The sequence below is a fragment of the Henriciella sp. AS95 genome (assembly GCF_038900055.1).
GTDB lineage: Bacteria > Pseudomonadota > Alphaproteobacteria > Caulobacterales > Hyphomonadaceae > Henriciella.
Genome location: NZ_JBBMQM010000001.1, coordinates 2,317,186 through 2,337,758, shown reverse-complemented (window position 1 = coordinate 2,337,758; position 20,573 = coordinate 2,317,186). Strand labels below are relative to the sequence as shown.

Annotated in this window: 19 protein-coding genes; 10 read left to right on the top strand and 9 right to left on the bottom strand. The window is 56.9% G+C overall.

All coding sequences use genetic code 11. The features are described from left to right. Nucleotides 1–109 precede the first annotated feature (109 nt). Nucleotides 110–367: a hypothetical protein gene (locus WNY37_RS11600; RefSeq protein ID WP_342973552.1), complete on the bottom strand. Its 258-nt coding sequence runs from the start codon at nt 365–367 to the stop codon at nt 110–112. Between the two features lie 181 nt (nt 368–548). On the opposite strand from WNY37_RS11600, the gene ccoN reads away from it, so the two are divergent. The 8 genes from ccoN to ccoS are packed head-to-tail and all read left to right on the top strand — an operon-like array spanning nt 549 to nt 8,437. Then, a complete protein-coding gene (gene ccoN / locus WNY37_RS11595; protein WP_342973551.1) occupies nt 549–2,228 on the top strand; it encodes a cytochrome-c oxidase, cbb3-type subunit I in 1,680 nt (559 codons plus the stop codon). A 14-nt stretch (nt 2,229–2,242) separates the two neighbouring features. Then, nucleotides 2,243–3,010, top strand: a complete 768-nt coding sequence (gene ccoO, locus WNY37_RS11590) for a cytochrome-c oxidase, cbb3-type subunit II (protein WP_342973550.1) — start codon at nt 2,243–2,245, stop codon at nt 3,008–3,010. A 12-nt stretch (nt 3,011–3,022) separates the two neighbouring features. Then, nucleotides 3,023–3,184: a cbb3-type cytochrome c oxidase subunit 3 gene (locus WNY37_RS11585; protein WP_342973549.1), complete on the top strand. Its 162-nt coding sequence runs from the start codon at nt 3,023–3,025 to the stop codon at nt 3,182–3,184. Further along, nucleotides 3,177–4,064, top strand: coding sequence for a cytochrome-c oxidase, cbb3-type subunit III (gene ccoP, locus WNY37_RS11580; protein ID WP_342973548.1), 888 nt, complete (start codon nt 3,177–3,179; stop codon nt 4,062–4,064). Before WNY37_RS11585 ends, ccoP begins: the two co-directional genes overlap by 8 nt. An 11-nt stretch (nt 4,065–4,075) precedes the next feature. Then, nucleotides 4,076–5,533 carry a cytochrome c oxidase accessory protein CcoG gene (gene ccoG, locus WNY37_RS11575; protein WP_342973547.1) on the top strand — a complete coding sequence of 486 codons (1,458 nt, stop codon included), beginning with the start codon at nt 4,076–4,078 and terminating at the stop codon, nt 5,531–5,533. Between the two features lie 20 nt (nt 5,534–5,553). Beyond that, nucleotides 5,554–6,069: a FixH family protein gene (locus WNY37_RS11570; RefSeq protein ID WP_342973546.1), complete on the top strand. Its 516-nt coding sequence runs from the start codon at nt 5,554–5,556 to the stop codon at nt 6,067–6,069. Next, entirely contained in the window at nt 6,066–8,282 is a 2,217-nt protein-coding gene (locus WNY37_RS11565; RefSeq protein WP_342973545.1) for a heavy metal translocating P-type ATPase, read from the top strand. The genes WNY37_RS11570 and WNY37_RS11565 overlap by 4 nt, the downstream gene beginning before the upstream one ends. A gap of 2 nt (nt 8,283–8,284) precedes the next feature. Next, nucleotides 8,285–8,437 carry a cbb3-type cytochrome oxidase assembly protein CcoS gene (gene ccoS, locus WNY37_RS11560; protein WP_342973544.1) on the top strand — a complete coding sequence of 51 codons (153 nt, stop codon included), beginning with the start codon at nt 8,285–8,287 and terminating at the stop codon, nt 8,435–8,437. Nucleotides 8,438–8,455: 18 nt separating this feature from the next. Here ccoS and WNY37_RS11555 read toward each other — a convergent pair whose 3' ends face one another. The 3 genes from WNY37_RS11555 to WNY37_RS11545 all read right to left on the bottom strand — a co-directional run bounded on the left by WNY37_RS11555 (nt 8,456) and on the right by WNY37_RS11545 (nt 10,931). Beyond that, the gene (locus WNY37_RS11555) at nt 8,456–9,604 is read right to left on the bottom strand and encodes an acyl-CoA dehydrogenase family protein (RefSeq protein ID WP_342973543.1); all 1,149 of its coding nucleotides are present in this window, start codon (nt 9,602–9,604) and stop codon (nt 8,456–8,458) included. A 123-nt stretch (nt 9,605–9,727) separates the two neighbouring features. Then, a complete protein-coding gene (locus WNY37_RS11550; protein WP_342973542.1) occupies nt 9,728–10,267 on the bottom strand; it encodes a GNAT family N-acetyltransferase in 540 nt (179 codons plus the stop codon). Nucleotides 10,268–10,361: 94 nt separating this feature from the next. Continuing rightward, nucleotides 10,362–10,931, bottom strand: coding sequence for a hypothetical protein (locus WNY37_RS11545; RefSeq protein ID WP_342973541.1), 570 nt, complete (start codon nt 10,929–10,931; stop codon nt 10,362–10,364). A 128-nt stretch (nt 10,932–11,059) separates the two neighbouring features. Here WNY37_RS11545 and WNY37_RS11540 point away from each other — a divergent pair, with 128 nt between their 5' ends. Further along, complete coding sequence (locus tag WNY37_RS11540; RefSeq protein ID WP_342973540.1) at nt 11,060–12,028, top strand: LysR family transcriptional regulator; 969 nt, start codon at nt 11,060–11,062, stop codon at nt 12,026–12,028. Nucleotides 12,029–12,056: 28 nt separating this feature from the next. Here WNY37_RS11540 and WNY37_RS11535 read toward each other — a convergent pair whose 3' ends face one another. From WNY37_RS11535 to WNY37_RS11520, 4 genes are all read right to left on the bottom strand, one after another. Continuing rightward, nucleotides 12,057–12,431 (bottom strand): helix-turn-helix transcriptional regulator, encoded by a 375-nt coding sequence (locus tag WNY37_RS11535; protein ID WP_342973539.1) that lies wholly within the window; start codon nt 12,429–12,431, stop codon nt 12,057–12,059. Between the two features lie 341 nt (nt 12,432–12,772). Next, complete coding sequence (locus WNY37_RS11530; protein ID WP_342973538.1) at nt 12,773–13,867, bottom strand: CaiB/BaiF CoA-transferase family protein; 1,095 nt, start codon at nt 13,865–13,867, stop codon at nt 12,773–12,775. A gap of 98 nt (nt 13,868–13,965) precedes the next feature. Continuing rightward, nucleotides 13,966–17,418 carry a transcription-repair coupling factor gene (gene mfd / locus WNY37_RS11525; RefSeq protein ID WP_342973537.1) on the bottom strand — a complete coding sequence of 1,151 codons (3,453 nt, stop codon included), beginning with the start codon at nt 17,416–17,418 and terminating at the stop codon, nt 13,966–13,968. A 48-nt stretch (nt 17,419–17,466) separates the two neighbouring features. Beyond that, a complete protein-coding gene (locus WNY37_RS11520; RefSeq protein ID WP_342973536.1) occupies nt 17,467–17,724 on the bottom strand; it encodes a succinate dehydrogenase assembly factor 2 in 258 nt (85 codons plus the stop codon). 77 nt (nt 17,725–17,801) lie between these two features. On the opposite strand from WNY37_RS11520, the gene recG reads away from it, so the two are divergent. Further along, nucleotides 17,802–19,868: an ATP-dependent DNA helicase RecG gene (gene recG / locus WNY37_RS11515; RefSeq protein WP_342973535.1), complete on the top strand. Its 2,067-nt coding sequence runs from the start codon at nt 17,802–17,804 to the stop codon at nt 19,866–19,868. Here recG and WNY37_RS11510 read toward each other — a convergent pair. Continuing rightward, on the bottom strand, nt 19,824–20,564 hold the full coding sequence (locus tag WNY37_RS11510; RefSeq protein ID WP_342973534.1) for a DUF502 domain-containing protein: 741 nt from the start codon (nt 20,562–20,564) through the stop codon (nt 19,824–19,826). The two genes, recG and WNY37_RS11510, sit on opposite strands and share 45 nt — an antisense overlap. Nucleotides 20,565–20,573: the final 9 nt, after the last annotated feature.

Sequence of the window (20,573 nt, the reverse complement as noted above, 5' to 3'; positions counted from 1 at the left end):
CGATCTGCTGCTGATGCGTCAGCGCCCTCTCCCTTGGAAGTCCGAGAAAGGGCATGCGCCAAGCATGGGGTTGCGGTCAATATGTTGATGTGTCCTGGCCGCACGGCTTCTAGGACTGGGTTCTCATGAAACGGAAACGCTGGAACAGCTCAGTCATCGGTGCGAGAACCATAGCTGCCGCTCCAATGAGGAATGTCGGGCAGGCAATGCAGTGCATTTGAAACAACGAATTCGCCGGTGCGCCCTGCCCTGACGACGAGCACCACGCCAACTGCATCAGCTCTGCTCGGGCATGATGGGCAAGGACTTGCGGCAAACTGATCGCGACGATGGCCGCCCCGACGACAAAGACGAAGATTTTGAGCATGACGTGATCTCCTGCATATTGCCTGCGCCCTTGTAAAGCCACAGTGCGACAGGCTGGCCCATACGTAAGACCCCGTATTCAGGCTAAACGTGCACTCAAATATCCCTGCCGCGGTAGCTAAAGTGCTCTCATCCGCATCGCTTATTGTGGTTAGGGTGAAGCCTGCGGAAGGGGAAACAAATTGAACTCTGCCACTGTACAACATCGCGGCCTTGATACGAGCACCCTTGGGGTTGCTGCGTTTCTGGGCCTATTCGCCATTCTGGCAATTTTCATCGGCGCCAATGCCGCAGACCGCCTTATGGGCGTTCATGCGATGATGTTTCTGTCGGCGGTCCTCGCCTGGCTGGTTGGCATCGGATTGTGGGCGGGCAAACTTGGTGATCGCAACCCCTTCGATGAGACGAAGTATGAAGACACCATCGTCAAGTTCGGCGTGTTCGCGGCGATGTTCTGGGGTATCGCAGGCTTTCTGGTTGGTATCATCATCGCGTGTCAGCTGACCTGGCCGAACCTGTTCTACTTTGAGGAATGGGGTTTCACCAACTTCGGACGCCTTCGCCCGCTGCATACTTCTGCGGTGATTTTCGCGTTTGGCGGCAATGTCTTGATCGCAACCAGCTTCTACGTTGTCCAAAGGACGACTCGGGCCCGTCTGTTCGGCGGAATGCTGCCCTGGTTCGTTTACTGGGGTTATCAGCTTTTCATTCTGATTGCCGGTACCGGGTACCTGATGGGTATCACTCAATCGAAAGAATATGCCGAACCTGAGTGGTATGCTGACCTCTGGCTGACACTCGTCTGGGTCGCCTATTTGCTCGTCTTCCTCGGCACGCTCTGGAAGCGGAAAGAACCTCACATCTACGTCGCCAACTGGTTCTATCTGTCTTTCATTGTGACGATCGCGATGCTGCACATCGTCAACAATTTGTCGCTTCCGGTCGATCTCGCCGGCTCTAAAAGCTATCAGCTCTTCGCGGGTGTTCAGGATGCACTGACACAGTGGTGGTATGGCCACAACGCCGTCGGCTTTTTCCTGACGACCGGGTTCCTGGCGATTATGTACTACTTCATTCCGAAGCGCGTGAACCGTCCGGTCTATTCCTACCGGCTGTCCATCGTTCACTTCTGGTCGCTGATCTTCATCTACATCTGGGCCGGTCCGCACCACCTTCACTACACGGCGCTTCCGCAATGGGCGCAGACGCTCGGCATGACCTTCTCGATCATGCTGTGGATGCCAAGCTGGGGCGGTATGATCAACGGCGTCATGACGCTGGCTGGCGCCTGGGACAAGCTGCGCACGGACCCGGTTGTCCGGATGATGGTCGTGTCTCTCGCCTTCTACGGCATGTCGACCTTCGAGGGTCCACTCATGTCGGTGCGGGCCGTGAACTCGCTCAGCCACTACACCGAATGGGGTATCGGACACGTCCACTCTGGCGCACTTGGCTGGGTTGGGTTCATATCCTTCGGCGCGCTCTACTGCCTGGCTCAGTGGCTCTGGAAACGCAAAAGCCTGTACTCGCTCGCGCTGGTTGAATGGCACTTCTGGCTCGCAACGATCGGCATCCTGTTCTACATGATTTCCATGTGGTTCGCAGGGATCACCGAAGGCCTCATGTGGCGTGCCTACAACGAGTTCGGCTTCCTCGAATACAGCTTCGTCGAAACCGTGGAGGCAAAGCATATCAGCTACATCATCCGTATGCTTGGCGGTCTGCTCTACTTCAGCGGCGCTGTGATCATGGTCTACAATCTGGTCCGTACCGCCATGGGCAATGAGCGGATCAATCAGCCCGCCAACGCACCTGCATACAGCAATCCACCTGCGGCCGCCGGCCTGCAGCCTGCCGAATAGGAGCTCGTGAACTCATGGGAATTATCAACAATCACGGTGTTCTAGAGCGTCATTCGCTCCTGCTCACCATCGGTATCCTTATCACGGTCTCGATTGGCGGGATCATCCAGATGGTACCTCTCTTCTACATGGAGAATACGATCGAGAAGGTGGAGGGCATGCGGCCCTACACGCCACTCGAAGTGGCTGGCCGCAACATCTACCTGCGCGAAGGCTGCTATGTGTGTCACTCGCAGATGGTTCGTCCTCTGCGCGACGAGGTTGAGCGTTACGGGCACTACTCTCTGGCTGCGGAGTCGATGTATGATCACCCATTCCAGTGGGGTTCGAAACGGACAGGGCCGGATCTGGCCCGGGTCGGTAACAAATACTCCGACGAATGGCATGTCGATCACCTTATCGATCCGCGCTCTCTTGTGCCGGAATCGATTATGCCTCCGTACGCCTTCCTGGCAGAGAAGAAGCTCGACTACCGCAATATCGAAGCGGACCTGAAAGCGCTGAAATGGGTCGGTGTCGATTACACCGATGAGATGATCGAGAACGCGAAGATCGATCTCCAGGCTCAGGCTGATCCGGACATCTACTTCGACGAACAAGACGCCCTCGTTGCTCGCTACACTGAGGCAGCAGGTCGTGAAGGGACGGTCCAAATCCGCGACTTTGATCGCGATCCAGACCGCATCACCGAAATGGATGCACTGGTCGCTTATCTTCAAATGACCGGCACGCTTGTGGATTTCTCCACATACGAAGCCGAAGACCTGATGAACCGGCGCTAGGGAGGAACAGCCATGTACGAAATGCTCTCAAGTTTCGCGCAGACCGGAGGACTGATCTACTTCGTCATCCTGTTTGCTGGCGTCCTCGCCTATGCCCTTTGGCCTCGCAACCAGAAACGGTTCGACGACGCCGCAGCACTTCCACTTTCAGACCGGGAGCCCGGAGATGAGTGAACAAGAAAAAGAAATCGACCAGCACACCGGCGTTGAGACGACGGGTCATGCCTGGGACGGTATCAAGGAATTGAACAATCCCCTGCCCCGCTGGTGGCTGTACATCTGGTACGCGACCATCGCGTTCTCGATCGTCTACATGGTCATCATGCCAGCCATTCCCGCGCTTCCTGGGCTCGGCACGAACACACGGGGCATTGGAGACCACTCCGATCGCGTGAGTGTCGCTGAGCAGATCGACGCAATGCGGACCGAGAGGATGCAGGCCGGCCAGGCACTTGTCGCCGCAAGTCTTGAAGAGATTGAAACCGACCGGTCTCTCCAGCAATTCGCAATGGCCGCTGGTGAAAGTGCATTTGGCGATAACTGCGCGACCTGCCATGGCGCTGGTGGTACTGGTGCGAAGGGATATCCGCGTCTCGCAGACGATGTCTGGCTCTGGTCTGGTACCCTTGACGGTATTGAGTACACGCTTCGCCACGGCATCCGGCATGACGAAGATCCCGACACGCGCTTCTCGCAGATGCCTGCCTTTGGCCGCGACCGCCTTCTTTCGTCGCAACAGATCGATGATGTCGTGAACCATGTTTTGCTGATTTCTGGTCAAGATGTGCACGACGTACGCAGTGCACAGCGCGGTGCCGACCTGTTCGCTGCTCAATGCGCCACCTGTCATGGAGAAGATGGAACAGGCGACCGCTCCGTCGGCGCACCGAACCTGACCGATCGCGATTGGTTGTTTGGTGGCTCTGAGGAAGAAATCTACACGACCGTTTACAATGCCCGCAACGCACATATGCCTGCTTGGGAGGGTCGTCTGGATGACGCGACAATCAAGGCTCTCGCCGTTTATGTGCACTCTCTAGGCGTGGGCGAATAGAAAGCCACCCGATGTCACGCGTAACGCTCATAACTCCTAAATCGCCGCCGCCGGCACCGCCGCCGCAGGACCTGTATTCCAAGAGGAAACAGATCTATCCGAAGCTAGCCCATGGCAAGTTTCGAACCCTGAAATGGGCGGCCATGGCGGTGATGCTCGGCGTCTATTATCTGGTGCCCTGGCTTCGCTGGCCACGCGGCGCAGGGGTTCCAGACCAGGCAGTACTGGCCGATTTCGCCGGTGAGCGGTTCTTCTTTTTCGGGATCGAGATATGGCCGCAGGAGGCGTACTACCTTGCCGGCCTGATGATCCTGGCCGCCTTGGGCCTGTTTCTGGTGACATCGCTCTTCGGTCGGGTCTGGTGCGGATACGCGTGCCCACAAACCGTTTGGACAGATCTCTATATCTGGGTGGAGCGCGCCTTCGAAGGTGACCGTGCGGCTCGGATCCGCCTGGACAAGAAACCTTGGAGCTTTGACAAAGCCTGGAGGAAGATCGGCAAGCACATTGTGTGGCTGTTGATCGCCTTCCTGACAGGCGGCGCATTCATTCTCTATTTTCATGATGCGCGGATGATAGCTGAAACCTTCTTCATAGGTGAGGCGCCGCTGTCGGCCTATTGGTTCGCAGGCATTCTGACATTCACGACTTATGCGCTCGCCGGCACGATGCGCGAGCAGGTCTGCACCTATCTGTGTCCATGGCCACGGATACAAGGCGCGCTCACCGACGAACACGCGTTGAACGTGACCTATCGCTATGACCGCGGTGAACCTCGTGGCCCGCATCGTAAAGGTGAGAGCTGGGACGGGCGTGGTGATTGCATCGATTGCAAGCAGTGCGTACAGGTCTGCCCAATGGGTATCGACATTCGGGACGGCGCTCAGCTCGAATGCATCCACTGCGCACTGTGTATTGATGCCTGCGATGACATCATGAAGAAGATCGATCGGCCGACCGGGCTGATCGCATACGACACCGATACAGCCGTTGCATGCCGGGCGTCGGGTCAGAAACCGAAATACAGGCTTATACGCCCAAGAACGATCCTTTACTTCGTCGTCATGGTGATGATCGCATCGGTGATGGCGTTCGGTCTCCTCAATCGGGGAACGTTTGAAGTGAACGTGCTCAAAGATCGCTCGCCGCCATACATTCAATTGTCGGACGGCGACATCCGCAATGGCTACACGCTGAAACTGGTCAACAAATCCGGCGATGCCCGTAGCATGAGTCTCGAAGCCCACGGCATGAACGGCCTCGTCCTCGATGTCACCGGACTGGAACCCAATGACGAAGGCATCATTATGCTGCCGGTGGCGGCGCACGGTGTCGACCGGTATCGCCTGTCGGTCAGTATTCCAGAAGAAAGCGTAGACGGCCGGAGGCACTTTTTCCTCCTTCTAACAGACGTTAATACCGGAGAAGTGCACACCAACCGTACAAGCTTCATGGCTCCAGCGAACTAAAGCCGAGAAAGGTCTGCAATATGAGTGTGGCGCAACAATACCGCCAAGGGCCGGATGCCAAGCTGAAAGGCTGGCATGTCCTCCTGATCATGATGGCATTCTTCGGCCTCATGTTCGCAGTGAACGGTGTCTTTCTTTACTCTGCCATCACCAGCTTTCCAGGGGAGGACGTGGAGAAGTCATACCTGCAAGGGCTTAATTACAACGACACCCTTGAGGCAAAACGTGAGCAAGCCGAGTTAGGCTGGACGATGCGCGCCGGGCTAGCGGACCGCTCGAATGAGACATTGCGCGTCGAAGTAAACAATAAAGACGGCCTGCCAGTGTCACGTCTGTCGGTTTTGGCTCAATTCCGCCGGAACGCGACGACGTCTGGAGATACAACGTTGCCGATGGAGGCCGTAGCTGATGAGCCAGGCGTATACGAAGTGGCTTTGCCATCACTGGAGCGCGGCGACTGGTCCATTATCGTAACTGCAATGTCTGATGTTAACGATGACAGGTTTGTGGCTGAGAAAGAGATACGCTTGAAATGAGCGATGCCACCATCACGGTCGATCGGGGTTGCCCGAGCGGGCTTTCGCCGGCCGAATCCTCCAATAATGGAGACGTGTCCGCTTTTGTTTCGGAGCGCGGCGACAAGAGAGTCCTGAACCTCGCCGTTCGCGGCGCGAAATGCGCAGGCTGCCTTTCAAAAATCGAATCCGCCCTGACCGCCCTTCCCGGCGTGGTGTCAGCGCGCCTCAATCTCTCGAACGGGCGCCTTGCCGTAACATGGACTGGTGAGCTCAACCCAAACGTGGTGGTGAGCACAGTCTCAGCACTTGGTTATGGCGTCAGCCCATTCGATAATGATCAGTCTCAGCGACAGGCAGAAAACGAAGAGCGTAGCTTGCTAATCGCCATGGGCGTTGCAGCTTTCGCCGCAGCGAATGTGATGCTGCTGTCGATTTCAATCTGGGCCGGTCATGGCGAAATGGGAGAGCAGACCCGCCGCGTCATGCACGCAATTTCCGGTGCAATCGCGATCCCGACGGCGCTCTTTTCCGGGCGGGTGTTTTTTGCATCTGCATGGAAAGTTCTGCGCAGCGGCCACGCGAACATGGACGTGCCGATATCGCTCGCCATTACACTCGCACTCGGCATCAGCGTCGTGGAAACCATACGCGGAGGCGAGCACGCCTATTTTGACGCCTCGGTCATGCTCATTTTCTTCCTCCTCATAGGACGGTTTCTCGATGCTCGTTTACGGCGACGTACCCATGCTGCGGCTCACCAGCTGGCAGCCCTCCAGGCACAATCCGCTACGCGCCTACAGCCAGACGGCGCTGCCAAATCAGTGCGGGCAGGAGAGATTGCATCGGGAGATACTTTGCTCGTCGCGCCGGGCGAGCGTCTGCTCGTGGACATGGAAATTATTGATGGAGAGAGTGAGGCCGATGAGAGCCTTGTGTCGGGTGAAAGCCTGCCACGGATGGCGGTGCCTGGCGTGAAATTGTATGCGGGCACGGTAAACCTCACGCAGTCATTGCGTGGGCGTGCACTCGCCGCTGCAGATGATTCTCTGCTGTCCGAGATATCGAGGATGCTCGAGGCTGGAGAGCAAAGACGGTCGGCCTATCGACGTATCGCTGACAAAGCGGTCTCGCTCTATGTTCCGTTGGTGCACACCACAGCGGCCCTTACTTTCATCGGATGGATGCTGGCCGGTGCCGGAATACGGGAAGCTTTGATGATCGCTGTTTCGACGTTGATCATCACATGTCCCTGCGCCTTGGCGCTCGCCGCGCCCGTCGTTCAGGTCGTGGCATCCGAGCGCCTGTTTTCGAAAGGAATCTATCTTAAATCCGGCGACGCCCTGGAGCGTATCGCAGAGTGCGATCATGTGGTGTTTGACAAAACCGGTACGCTTACCGTCGGCGAGCCAGTCCTGGTCGATAAAGATGCGGCGAGTCCTTCTCTCGAGCGCGCGGCCCGACTGGCACGCGCGTCCAGGCATCCGCTGTCTCGAGCGCTCGTAAAGGCTGCTGGCCCGGGTCGGGTGGCGCCCCATGTCAAGGAACACGCCGGGCTTGGTCTCACTGCTGAACTCGACGGCATTGAATGTCGGCTCGGTTCGGCTGAGTGGGTCGGCAAGGAAATACCCGCAATGTCAAGTCGCTTGCAGCTCTGGTACGCGGAAGGCGATGACGCCCCGATTCTTTTTGAATTCGAAGACGCCCTTCGCTCTGGCGCTCTTCAAATTGCTGAAGCCTTGCGTCGCCGTGGCGCCAGCATCGAAATCCTGTCTGGAGATCGCGAAGACGCGGTCCGAGCGGTTGCTGACAAGCTTGGCGTTTCGGAGTGGCGGGCGGGCGCTCGCCCGTCGGACAAGGTCGAACGCCTGGAAGCATTGAGAGCCGAGGGCCGAAAAGTCCTGATGGTAGGCGACGGTCTGAATGATGCCGGTTCGCTGTCTTTGGCGCATGCATCTCTCGCCCCTGGCGGCGCCATGGATGTGAGTCAGTCAGCGAGCGATGCCGTGTACACAGGCGGTGGTCTGGAGGCGATAGTCAGCATGATTGACGCTGCTCGCGGCGCTCGGTCCCGAATGCTCCAGAACTTTTCACTGGCCGCGGGGTATAATTTGATTGCTGTTCCCGTCGCAGTGGCCGGGTTCGCAACGCCGCTGGTCGCAGCGATTGCGATGTCTGCATCGTCCGTTATCGTGACGCTGAATGCCCTACGTCCCAGCGCACGAGGTTCCTGACTATGGAAATGCTCGCTTTCCTCATCCCGATCGCTCTCTTTCTGGGCTTGATCGGACTGGTGGCATTTATCTGGGCCGCAAAAACGGGCCAGTTCGATGATCCCGAAGGCGATGCCGCGCGCATCCTGATAGATGACGATCACCCCCTGCCCTGATCAACGCAGAAACGTCTTTCATGGACAGCCGATCGCCCAAGCAATTGTATTGCGGTGAATTTCACTCGTCCCCGAGTAAATCGTCGCGGCCCGTGTCGCGAAATATTTCGACTGAGCCAGCCGATTATGAGGCGCGGCTTGGATCGCAAGTTCGGTGATTGCCTGGTGGAGTTCGGTCGCGGTGAGCTTCATTAAAGACGATGTCGCCTTCCGTCCGCAAGACGGCGGCCGCGTTTCGACTTTCAGCTGCAGCGCTTCAAATTCTTCAATCCGGCAAGCAAGGTCGTTGAGTTGCCGGAGGATGGTCATCTCGCCTGGCGCTACCTCCTTTACATGGCGTGCTGCCGCCCGCCATGCCCGCCGAAGAGTTCCAGTGGTGGTATTGTTGGATCGGGCAATTTGCATGAGTGTTCGAGCCACGGTCCAACCGTCATCTATATCGCCTATCCTGTCGGCGGCTGGCGTCCGGACATTATCAAAGAAGACTTCGCTGACTTCATGCGTGCCGTCTAGGCAGCGAATTGGACGCACCGAGATTCCGGGCAAGTCCATTTCAACAAGTAAAAATACCAACCCGTCACGGCCGCTCGATTGCGCGTCGCTTCGGGCCAGGAGATACATATGCGATGCTTGGTGCGCAAAGCTCGTCCAGAGCTTGCTGCCATTCAAAACGAATACGTTTCCGTCTCTCTCGGCTTTCAGCCCAAGCGCAGGCAAATCAGACCCTGCTTGCGGCTCGGAAAACCCCTGACACCATTCGTGTTCACCACGTAGGATCGGCGGAAGATAGCGAGCCTGCTGCTCTGTTGAGCCAGCCTGCATGATAAGCGGTCCGATTGTGCGAATGCCGGACGACATCAGAACTGGCGCATCGTTCTCTGCGCATGCATTTTCGAAATAGAGCTGCTGCTCTGCGGACCAGCCCGGCCCCCCATATGCTTTCGGCCAAGCGGGCGCTAACCAACCTTTTTCATACAGGATCGCTCGCCATTTCGAGCACGCCACCGGATCTGATTTCAGGCCAGTCGTATCCCGTCCGGCTTGTCTTAAATCCTCCGTGAGGCGCTCATGAAGAAAATGATCGACTTCGCGGCGAAATCCGATCGAAACCCTTTCGCGACTTCCCCCGGCACTCATTCGCGTCGAGATGTCAGTAAAGGCGTTCATCTTGGATTCCTGGCGCATAGTGCTGCGGGCACTAAAAAGGACGAGGTAGGCCTCGCTCAATGCGTAAAGATACGGAGGCTGGTGAGCCGTGGGACGTCGCCGAATCGCCGTCAGGCAACCGGCTCAAGCTGCATTTGCCGTGGCCCGTAGAACCGACGCTTCAAGAACACCTTTTTCATCCCAATTGCCTTCCGGTCGAATAAGAAGGTACGGGTCGCTGAGCGGCGTAAGCGCGTGTGGATGAGGCGGCAGCTGAATATCGACCTCCAGATATTCATAGTCTGAAAACGAGAAAGATGGCCGGTTTTCACGCAAGATGCAGTAAACGGTTCTTTTCCACAGGGGCCACAGCCGCGCCTGAATTTGACCCGTCATGAGTCGATAACCTTTACGAGCAGCAAGCTCAAAGGCGTGGGCGAGCATTATCCGCTCAAGCTGCTGACCACGGGCATGTGGAAGAACGCAGACGCGTTCGACTTTTCCAAAGCTCGCAAACCAGCGCAGGCGAAGCGTCGCAACCGGCTCTCCATCGATCGCGCATAATAGGTGACACGCCGAGAGGTCATTGCCGTCAAATTCTTCCCGGTAAGGGCACGATTGTTCGGCCATAAAGACTGCGGCGCGGATCGAGAAAACTTGCTGCAACTCTTCCAACGAATTCACGAGGGAGACGGGTGCATCACACAGAGCGCTGTCCGAAGGGCCCCTTCGCATGACGAGCAGACCGACGTGTGGATGAGCTAGTCTCACCGCCATTTTATTGAATTGGGTCGAAAACGAATAAATCCGAAAGACCGCCAGGTAACCGCCGGAAGCCCAGCTTCAGCATGGACCTCCGACCGTCTTCTGTTGCGCCTCGAGCATAACAGGGTACCGGAGAGAATTGCGAGACTCGTACATAGGCAGAAGCCGCCATGATGCTCCGCCTGGTCTCTTTTGTTTCACCGGCATAGACACCCACATAAAGCCCAAAGACGGGTGTGTTGGCTGGTGCGACGTGACGAAGGGCCGGATCGCCGGGATTGAGTTCACCAGATTCGACGGCGTCCCTGCCCTCTTCCGTCAGCGGCACGGTAATGTAGATGCCGCTCATCGGCTCACCAATCGTCCACAAGGTCATCTGTGTAATGGCGTCGAGCGTTGCAATCACCTCTTCGCGGGCGAGTTGTCCACCAAGCAATCGCTCGCCAAGCGCCAGCGCCTCAGCGGTCCTTCCCATCGGACATCGAACCAGTCCGAAGCGCCCCATATCTGCCGCCATGCTCTCCGGCGTGACAAAGCAGTAAGGGCGAGATGTATTGGATACAACCTGGTGGTGAATTGTCATAAGAAGTGTCTCCTTGGTGGAGAAACTGATAAAAACACGTAAAAGTTGTCAACTATAAAATTTACAATCTAGCATTTTCGCGGCAGGAAGGGTTTCAGGACTGAAATACGTACACCAGTGGTGGCAGAATGCGCTCTAACAAACTGGACTGGGACAACCTTCGGGTTTTCGCTGCGGTCGCCGATTTAGGAAGCATGACCGCTGCTGCGAAACATGTGGGTGAGTCGACCCCGACGGTCAGCCGCAAGATCGAAGAGCTCGAACGCAGTCTGAATTGCCAGCTCTTCATCCGAAGCACGCGCGGAGTAGAGCTGACAGAAGCGGGAAAACAGGTGCTTCGGCGCACCACGACGATCGCGAACGAAGCGAATACGATCCTGTCTGAAATGTCGGATGTTGATCAGGAGGCCGCTGGAGATCTCAGAATAGCCTCGACTGACGGCGTTTTGTCTCACTGGCTTACCCGCACAATGCCGCAATATCTGGCCAAGAACAGCGAGCTTGAGCTTTACATCAGCATTCTGGAAAAGGATGCAAACCTCCTGAACAACGAAGCTGACATGAGCTTTGTGTTCACCAAACCTCAGCACCGAGACTTGCACTCAACCCGGCTCGGCGTCCTGCACTACATGTTCTTCGCGTCTGAATCATATCTTGAGACGTACGGACGCCCCGAAAGCCTGTTTGACCTTCAGGGGCACCGTTGCCTCTTGCATGAAGCTTACGTCAATCAGATTGACCGTTGGGCCACAAAAGCGTCCGACCTCAAAAAGATGTTGAAGTTCAGCATCATTACGAATTCGGGAACGGTCCTTCGGGAGGTCTGCGCCAATGGTGGCGGCATCACGCTGGCACCCTCCTACGCGTGCATCGTCGACGAGCGACTGATTCCCTTGGAACTGCCAGAACTCGTGCCGATTGAATTCTGGTTGTCATACACCCACCGCGTTCAGCGGCTGTCGAGAGGACGCAAATTCATCGACTGGCTGACGACGCAATTCGACCCCGAAGCCAATCCCTGGTTTGCGGAAACGTTTGTGCACCCCAAGCACTGGAACGCGCATAAAGAAAAACACCCAGCTCGGGAAGCGAGCTGAGTGTTGAACTGAACTTAAAGAGAATTTCCTAGACGGTCTTCAGGATCGTGATGATCGCTTCGAGTTTCTTGGGATCGTCAATCGTTCTGACAATCCGGCTGACTTCGCTTCTGTACTTATCAACTTCGCTGTCTTCATCACTGCTATCGCCGAGCAGCACGTCCTCAGGAAAGAGGTGCTCGACGGGAACCGCCAGAATATTTGCAATTGCGGCAAGGGTGCCTGCGCTGATGCGGTTTGTTCCGTTCTCGTATTTGTGGACTTGCTGATAGGACAGGCCCAATTTCTTTGCGAGATCATCAAGCGTCATACCAATGCGACGACGCGCCTGGCGAACCAGTTGACCAATCCCGCGATCTGCGTCGCTGACTTTGCGCGGCGAAGCCGACATCACTGTTGCCATATCCTATACTCAGCCTATTACTTCTGTAAGTGCACTATTGCTTCGTCTGATTTCCACCTAAGATCGCGTTACAGCAAGGGGTGTAGTCCTCAAGATTCTGCAACAGTCGTCCCAGGCACTTCCCTCTTAAGACCCAAAAAAGTGGCCACCTCATGAGATGGCCAAAGTTTAGCAAGAAGGACATCAGACAAAGAACCTAACGATATTCGTCGCGGCTCTTCACTGATGAGTGTGTTTTAGCAGCCTGTATATGAACCCGTACGGTCGGCCCTGTTGTTTTCGGTTCACGTCGCCCATTCAGACGTAAGAATTCCCAATACCACCTTGTTATAATTGGGTTTCTAAATCTTCCAGTCTGCGATAATTTCTTCATTGTGGGTGCCTGGCGTCGCCGGCGGGCGTTGAACCTCGCCAGGTGTCTTGGAGAAGCGGGGCGCCGGAGCCGGTTGTACAACACCGCCAATCTCGATGAACGTTTCTCTGGCAACATTATGAGGATGCGAAGGGGCTTCGGCCAAAGACAGCACAGGCGCGAAACAGACATCGGTGCCTTCCATTATGTCGCACCACTCATCCCTCGACTTCGTTTTGATCACCTCTGCGAGCTTCTCAGACAATGTAGGCCACTTCGAGCGGTCCATCTGAGACTGAAACTCCGAATCGGTAAGCCCCGCCTTTTCCAGCAGCAAAGCGTAGAACTGAGGTTCGATGGACCCAATGGAGACGTACTTTCCGTCGCTTGTTTCGTAGCAGTCGTAGAAATGCGCGCCGCCATCGAGCAAATTGTCCTCGCGCTCATCCGTCCAGACGCCCATGGCCCTCATGCCGTAGAACATGGATGCGAGTGATGCTGCACCATCCGTCATCGCCACATCGACCACTTGTCCCTCGCCGCCTGAGCGGGCGTGGAGGATCGCTGCTAGAAGGCCGAAAGCTAGATAGAGCGCGCCGCCCCCATAATCCCCGATGAGGTTGAGCGGCGGATATGGTTTCTCGCCTTTGCGCCCCATTGCACCAAGGGCGCCCGTCAAAGCTATATAGTTAAGGTCATGACCTGCCGCTTGAGACAGCGGACCGAACTGCCCCCAACCCGTCATCCGACCGTAAGCAAGCTTCGGATTTCGGTCCAAGGCAATGTCGGGGCCCAGTCCGAGGCGTTCCATGACGCCTGGCCGGAAACCTTCAATTAGCCCATCGGCTTTTTCGATCAGCTTTAATGCCGTTTCAACATCGGCCGGGTCTTTCAAGTTCAGCGCAATTGAGCGACGTCCTCTCGACTCCACATTCGCAGGAGACGCCGGCCGCCCGCCTGAGCCGGCGCGATCGATGCGCACAACGTCTGCACCGAGGTCCGATAATAGCATCCCGCAGAACGGGCCGGGGCCGATGCCCTGGAATTCAACAATTTTGGTACCTGTAAGCGGTCCGCTGGCCATGGTCTGTCTCCCTGAATGTCTCGTTCGAAGGTGACAATAAGAAAACGCGAGCACGTTCCAAGCCGTGCCCCAACGGATACTTTGATGAAAAACGGCAGCTAGGTTTTTGTGCTGAGCGCTAGCAGTTCGCGCAACAGGGACCGTATCATCACGATCTGCTTTTCCTTCGACTCGGGAACCTTCGTGATCACAAGCTTCGAGTCGGGACGCAGTTTCAGCTGGTTGGGCCTGGACCGAACAATGCTCATGAGCTGCATCGGATCTACGGATGTGTCGTCACGAAATGCCATGACGACGCCCTTCGGTCCGGCGTCGAGTTTCGAAATGCCCATGGATTTGCACGCCGCCTTGATCGCGGTGACTTCAAGCAATTGCCGGGTCTCTTCCGGTAGTGGACCGAACCGGTCGATGAGTTCAGCAGCGAACCCTTCGCGACCTTCCTCCGTATCGATCTCTGCCAGGCGACGATAGAGGCCAAGGCGCACGCCGAGATCCTCGACATAGGTATCAGGGATCAGCACAGCGACACCAAGATTGATCTGCGGTGACCAGTCGTCGGCGATTTCCTCGTCCATGTCGGAAACGCCAGCTTTCAGAGCATTGACGGCATCTTCGAGCATCGACTGGTAGAGTTCGACACCGACTTCGCGAACATGCCCGGACTGTTGATCGCCCAGCAGGTTTCCGGATCCGCGCATATCAAGGTCGTGGCTTGCCAGCTGAAAGCCTGCGCCGAGCGAATCCAGGGATTGCAGGATGCGGAGACGGCGTTCGGCGCCCGGCGTCATTACCTGCTCGGTCGGCGTTGTGAAATACGCATAGGCGCGAACTTTGGACCGGCCAACACGGCCGCGAAGCTGATAAAGCTGCGCCAGACCAAAACGGTCAGAGCGGTAGATCACCAAGGTGTTGGCGCGCGGAATATCCAGACCGCTTTCGACGATGGTGGTCGACAGCAGCACGTCATACTGCCCTTCGTAGAAGGCCGTCATGATGTCTTCCAGCTCTGTGGGTGGCATCTGGCCGTGAGCCACAACGAAGCTGACTTCCGGAATATTGTCGCGCAGGAACGTCTCAAGTCCATCGAGATCCTGAATCCGGGGCGCGACAAAGAAAGCCTGACCGCCGCGATATTTTTCCCGAAGCAAAGCCTCGCGAATCGTTACCGTGTCGAATTCCGTGACGTAGGTCCGCACAGACAGGCGGTCGACCGGCGGCGTTGCAATAATTGACAAATCCCGAATGCCGGTGAGCGCCATCTGCAGCGTGCGAGGGATGGGCGTCGCCGACAGCGTCAGGACATGCACATCTGCCTTTAGCTCTTTCAGGCGCTCCTTGTGCTTCACACCAAAACGCTGCTCTTCATCCACGATAACGAGGCCCAGGCGTTTGAAGTTCACAGTCTCAGAAAGCAGGGCATGAGTGCCGACCACAATATCGACTGTGCCGTCGTCAAGGCCGGTCTTGGTCGCGGTGGCGTCCTTCTGGCTGACCATTCGAGACAGGTGCCGAACTTTGACCGGCCAATTGGCAAACCGCTCCGCAAAGGAATTGTAATGCTGGCGAGCCAGAAGCGTGGTGGGCGCGACGACCGCGACCTGCATCCCGCTCATGGCTGCAACGAACGCTGCTCGCAACGCCACTTCAGTCTTGCCGAAGCCGACATCGCCGCAGACGAGACGGTCCATAGGTTTGCCACTTGCGAGGTCAGCCAGCGTGTCCTCAATCGCATTGAGCTGGTCATCGGTCTCTTCATAGGGGAAGCGGGCCGCAAATTCCTCGTAAAGGCCCTGCCCTGTTGTGGTCGGCTCTGCTTGCCTAAGCTGCCGGGCCGCAGCGATATCGAGAAGCTCCGCCGCCATCTCGAGAATACGTTTCTTGGCGCGCGCTTTGCGTGTCTGCCAACCCGTCCCACCGAGGCGGTCGATTGCACTTTCGGCATCTTCGCTGCCATAACGGCTGATAAGGTCGACGTTCTCAACAGGCAGATAGATCCGGTCGCCGCCAGCATATGATAATTCCAGGCAATCATGGGGCGCGCCCGTCAGTTCGAGGGTCTTAAGCCCTTCATATCGCCCTACCCCGTGATCGACGTGGACAACCAGATCGCCGGTATTCAGCGAAGCCGCTTCGGAAATAAAGTTCGCAGACTTGCGCTTTCGCCTCGGTGCCGCCAACCGGTCCCCGAGCACATCAGGTTCTGAGATGATCGCGAAATCTTCGGCGACATATCCTTGTTCAAGAGGCAGTTCGACGATGGATAGCTTGGCCTGCTGGGCCGCTTCAAGCGAATAAACTCGCGGCAATGCACCAAGACCGTGGTCTTCCATGACGCCGACAAGACGCTCGGCGGACCCGGCGGTCCACGCGCCAAGAATCACAGTCTTGCCTTGCTCGCGAAGCTTTCGAGCATGAGCGGCCGCTTCTTCAAACACATTCAGATCAGGGCGCGCTCGCTCGGGACCAAAATCACGTCCAGGCGAACCACCAAGGTCAATACCGCCATCGGAGCTTAGAGGTGAAAACCGGGCGACCGGCTGCACAGAGAGTTTATCCTGCAGCTCTGCAGGCTCCAGATACAGGCTTGAAGGAGGCAGTACTTTTGCTGGTCGATCATCCGTTGCGGCTTCCAGCCGTGCGGTATGGTAATCCACGACCTGAGCCTGGCGCTCGGCAACCGCTTCACCGGAAAGATAACCGAATCCGATGAGCGCATCAGTGCCGACATAATCAAACAGCGTATCAAGATGCGGGTGAAACAGTGGCAGCCAGTTCTCAAGCCCTTGTCGGCGGATCTGTGCGCGAGCCGCTTCGTACATCATGTCCCCCGCCGGGGCGCCCATGGCGGCGAGGTACTTTTCACGAAACAGACTCAGCGTTTCGGCCGAATAGAGAATTTCGGACACCGGAGCCAAGACGGCCGACTTCAAAGTGCGAGTGGAAACCTGGGTTTCCGGGTCGAATGCTTTCAGCTGATCGAGCGTTGAACCGAAGAGGTCCAGACGAATAGGTTCGATGCTTGTGGGCGGATAGACATCGATGATGCCGCCGCGGACTGAAAATTCGCCCCGGTCGCTGACGGTGCTGGACCGTATGTAGCCATTGATGGCGAGATAGTCTGTCAGAGCCTTTTCATCGACGTCCTGCCCTACAGACAAAGTGAAGCTCGCCGCTTTCATGGTTTCACGCGGTGGAACCCGTTGCATCAATGACGACGAAGTCGTGATGACTAGCAATGCGCTGTTCGACGTGTCGTGCTGGGCAATTCTGGCGAGGGCGGCACATCGTTGTGACGCAACCGACGGGCTCGGGCTCACCCTGTCATAGGGCAGAATATCCCAGCCAGGCAGCAAGACCCTGTCCAGGGCTGGCATGTTAAACTCTGCGAGCTTTAGCGCGGCATTGGCCGTCTTGTCATCGCGGGCGACATACAGACCAATCCGTGAAGAGCCCTGCAGAGCGCGCTGCATGACAAGCAGGTCCAGCCCGAAAGGCGCGCCGGCAATATTGGTAGGCGCCGAAAGCTGCGCCAATGAAGAGACTTGGGGCATATTCGAAATCTGGGCTCGCCGGACAGGTGTTTCGGGATGCGGACTGCGCTAACCGAGGGGGTCGTACTCGAACGCGAGCAGACGGTCCATGACCGGTCCTGCATAATTTGGCGGGACGCTTTTGTTGCCTACGATCCAAGCGTAAACTTCCCAGTCCGGCGTGGCGAGCAAGCGTTCGAATTCCTGGAGTTCAGTCTCGCTCATGCCAGCGATGTGACGGTCCGCAAACTGCCCCATAATCAGGTCCATCTCTCGAAACCCTCGTCTCGAAGCACGGAACTTCAATTTTCGTTTTCGTTCATCCATGACTCAATGTCCTCTACCCGTTCCGCCGATAAGTGCAATTGCAGGTGAGCCACCTTCGACTATTGTCAACACCACCTATGCGCGACGAACGACTTTTCCCCCTCTTTCAGTCCTTGGACAGGCTGCCCGGAATCGGCCCCAAGCTGAAACCTGTTTTCGAACACCTGATTGGTGGCGAACATGTATGGGACCTCTTGTTGCACCTGCCGGATCGCTGGCTGGACAGGAGAGTGAAGGCGTCGTTCGAAGAGCTGATCCCAGGTGAGGTCGCAACAGTCCGTGGCGAAGTTCACGCCTATAAAGCGCCTTACAATGATCGCGCGCCTCACCGTATCCAGATGTATGATGGTACGGGGTTTTTGACCCTCATCTTTTTTCGGGCAGAGCCTCGATGGTTGCAGGGCCAGTTTCCTATTGGAAAAGAGCGGATTGTTTCCGGCGCGGTCGGCGAATTTCAAGGCGAACGCCAGATGACGCATCCCGATTATATTATCGACCCTGCGCGCGGGGAAATGCCGCCTCAGGTCGAGCCGATCTATTCGCTTACCGCAGGATTGACCAACAAGAAGGTCCATAGTGCAGCTGAGGCTGCGCTTGATTGCATCACTGACGAACTGCCGGAATGGATATCGGCAGACCTGATGGACAAGCATGACTGGCCTGCCTTCAAAGCCGCGTTGACGGGCCTCCATGCGCCGACTGAATATGACGAAACCGCTTTTGAAACGTGTCGAGAGAGGCTGGCGTATGACGAGGCCCTGGCTCGAGAGCTCGTATTCGCCAAAGCCCGACAGGCGCGCACGCAGCGGGCCGCGCCAAACCTCAAGTCGAGCAATGACGACATGAACGCGGTTGCAGCCTCCCTCCCCTATAAGCTGACAAACGCCCAGATTCGGGCCGTGAAGGAAATCACAGTAGATATCGCTGAACCGCACCCGATGCGCAGAATGCTTCAGGGCGATGTCGGCGCTGGCAAAACGCTGGTCGCATTGCTTGCCGCTGTGAAAGCGGTGAGCAGCGGTTTTCAGGCAGCGTTTATGGCGCCAACAGAGGTTTTGGCACGCCAACAGTACGAGACTGTGTCCGGCCTGCTCTCGCCGCTTGGCTATGAAGTCGCCGCGCTCACCGGGCGAGACCGAGGCGCAGCACGCGAAGGGACCCTGATCGGCCTTGCCGATGGATCGATCCAGATTGCTGTCGGCACTCAGGCTCTGTTCCAGGAGGCGGTCAGGTTCCAAAACCTGGGTCTTGTGATCGTGGACGAGCAACACAGGTTTGGCGTTGCCGACCGCATGAAACTCGCCAGCAAAGCACAAGCCCCGCACATGCTCGTCATGAGCGCCACGCCGATACCAAGGACGCTCGCGCAGGCTGTTCACGGTGATCTCGACATATCCGTTCTCGATGAAAAGCCGGAGGGCCGGCAACCAATTGAAACACGCGCCATCCCCGATACGCGTATTGAAGAAGTTGTTCAGGGCGTCGCCCGCGCAATCGACCGAGGTGAACGGGTTTTCTGGGTCTGTCCTCGCGTCGACGCTGACGAAGATGATAGTTCAGCGGTGTATCGCTCTGCAGCTCTCAAGGAAGCACTGGGCGTGCCGGTGGGACTGGTGCATGGCCGCCTGAAGGGCGAAGCGAAAGATACGGCACTGGAAGACTTTCGAACTGGTAAAACGAAAGTGCTCGTTGCGACCACAGTGATCGAAGTCGGTGTCGACGTTCCAGATGCGACCATCATGGTGATCGAACGCGCTGAGGGATTCGGACTGGCTCAACTGCATCAGCTGCGCGGACGCGTGGGCCGCGGAACCAAGAAGTCTTTCTGCTTGCTCCTGTATCGTCCGCCTCTTGGAGACGTGGCGCGCGAACGACTGGAGACTCTTCGTGCAACAGAAGATGGATTTGAGATCGCCGAAGCCGACTTTCGCTTGCGCGGTCCGGGTGATCTGCTTGGCTTGCGCCAGTCTGGTGCCGTCGATTACCGGATCATCGACCTCACCAAGGATGCAGACCTAGTGCCCGTCGCAAGACAGGATGCCCGCTTCCTGGTGGAGCGCGGCGGCGAGACCAATGCGAAGCGGGCTGAGGCTCTTGGCCTATTGAGGGAGCTGCTCAGCCCGCTCAGCAGGGACAGCAGTTGAGGGCGTCGTTTCCGACGCCGGCGCAAGCTTCTCAGGCACGATGAGACCGGCGGACAGGATCATCTTCGCGCCCTCCTCGATCGACATGTCGAGATCGATACACTCGGCTCGATTGACGTACATAAGAAAGCCAGACGTCGGGTTTGGTGTTGTCGGCACAAACACCCCAATGAATTCAGGCCCGAGGTGATGTTTGATTTCGCCCTTTGCATCCGACGCGACAAAACCAATGCACCATGAGCCGGCCTTCGGGTATTCCACCATGACCACCCGGTCATAGGATGCCTGCTGATTGCTCGCGAGCACTTCTGTAAGCTGTTTGAAAGCGGCATAGACGTTTCTGACAAGCGGAATGCGCGATAGAATCCGATCCGTCGCACTGATCACTGATCGACCGATCAGATTCGTGGCGATCGCGCCCAGTATTGTCAGGACGATGATCATGACCAGCACGCCAAAGCCTGGGATGGCGTAGTTCGTGTAGGTCTCCGGCTGAATGACCGGTGGCAGCAGCGGCTTCACGCGATTGTCGATGAAATTTATCAGAAACTGCAGGACAAATATCGTAATCGCGATCGGCGCCGCGATCACCATACCGGCGAGAAAACGTCCGCGGAGCCATGCCCAGACGCTCAGACGTTTTGGCTTGGGCTCAATGCCCATCAAACCTTTGTCTTTCTTGCGTCTTTTCGACATTTAGGCGCT

Excerpts from the sequence above, each read along its gene's own strand:
- WNY37_RS11535 (WP_342973539.1), bottom strand. The coding sequence starts at position 12,431 with ATGGCAACAGTGATGTCGGCTTCGCCGCGCAAAGTCAGCGACGCAGAT.
- WNY37_RS11540 (WP_342973540.1), top strand. The coding sequence starts at position 11,060 with ATGCGCTCTAACAAACTGGACTGGGACAACCTTCGGGTTTTCGCTGCG.
- mfd (WP_342973537.1), bottom strand. The coding sequence starts at position 17,418 with ATGCCCCAAGTCTCTTCATTGGCGCAGCTTTCGGCGCCTACCAATATT.
- WNY37_RS11555 (WP_342973543.1), bottom strand. The coding sequence starts at position 9,604 with ATGAACGCCTTTACTGACATCTCGACGCGAATGAGTGCCGGGGGAAGT.
- ccoO (WP_342973550.1), top strand. The coding sequence starts at position 2,243 with ATGGGAATTATCAACAATCACGGTGTTCTAGAGCGTCATTCGCTCCTG.
- WNY37_RS11520 (WP_342973536.1), bottom strand. The coding sequence starts at position 17,724 with ATGGATGAACGAAAACGAAAATTGAAGTTCCGTGCTTCGAGACGAGGG.
- WNY37_RS11530 (WP_342973538.1), bottom strand. The coding sequence starts at position 13,867 with ATGGCCAGCGGACCGCTTACAGGTACCAAAATTGTTGAATTCCAGGGC.
- ccoG (WP_342973547.1), top strand. The coding sequence starts at position 4,076 with ATGTCACGCGTAACGCTCATAACTCCTAAATCGCCGCCGCCGGCACCG.
- ccoS (WP_342973544.1), top strand. The coding sequence starts at position 8,285 with ATGGAAATGCTCGCTTTCCTCATCCCGATCGCTCTCTTTCTGGGCTTG.
- WNY37_RS11510 (WP_342973534.1), bottom strand. The coding sequence starts at position 20,564 with ATGTCGAAAAGACGCAAGAAAGACAAAGGTTTGATGGGCATTGAGCCC.
- WNY37_RS11565 (WP_342973545.1), top strand. The coding sequence starts at position 6,066 with ATGAGCGATGCCACCATCACGGTCGATCGGGGTTGCCCGAGCGGGCTT.
- ccoP (WP_342973548.1), top strand. The coding sequence starts at position 3,177 with ATGAGTGAACAAGAAAAAGAAATCGACCAGCACACCGGCGTTGAGACG.
- WNY37_RS11600 (WP_342973552.1), bottom strand. The coding sequence starts at position 367 with ATGCTCAAAATCTTCGTCTTTGTCGTCGGGGCGGCCATCGTCGCGATC.
- WNY37_RS11585 (WP_342973549.1), top strand. The coding sequence starts at position 3,023 with ATGTACGAAATGCTCTCAAGTTTCGCGCAGACCGGAGGACTGATCTAC.
- recG (WP_342973535.1), top strand. The coding sequence starts at position 17,802 with ATGCGCGACGAACGACTTTTCCCCCTCTTTCAGTCCTTGGACAGGCTG.
- WNY37_RS11545 (WP_342973541.1), bottom strand. The coding sequence starts at position 10,931 with ATGACAATTCACCACCAGGTTGTATCCAATACATCTCGCCCTTACTGC.
- WNY37_RS11570 (WP_342973546.1), top strand. The coding sequence starts at position 5,554 with ATGAGTGTGGCGCAACAATACCGCCAAGGGCCGGATGCCAAGCTGAAA.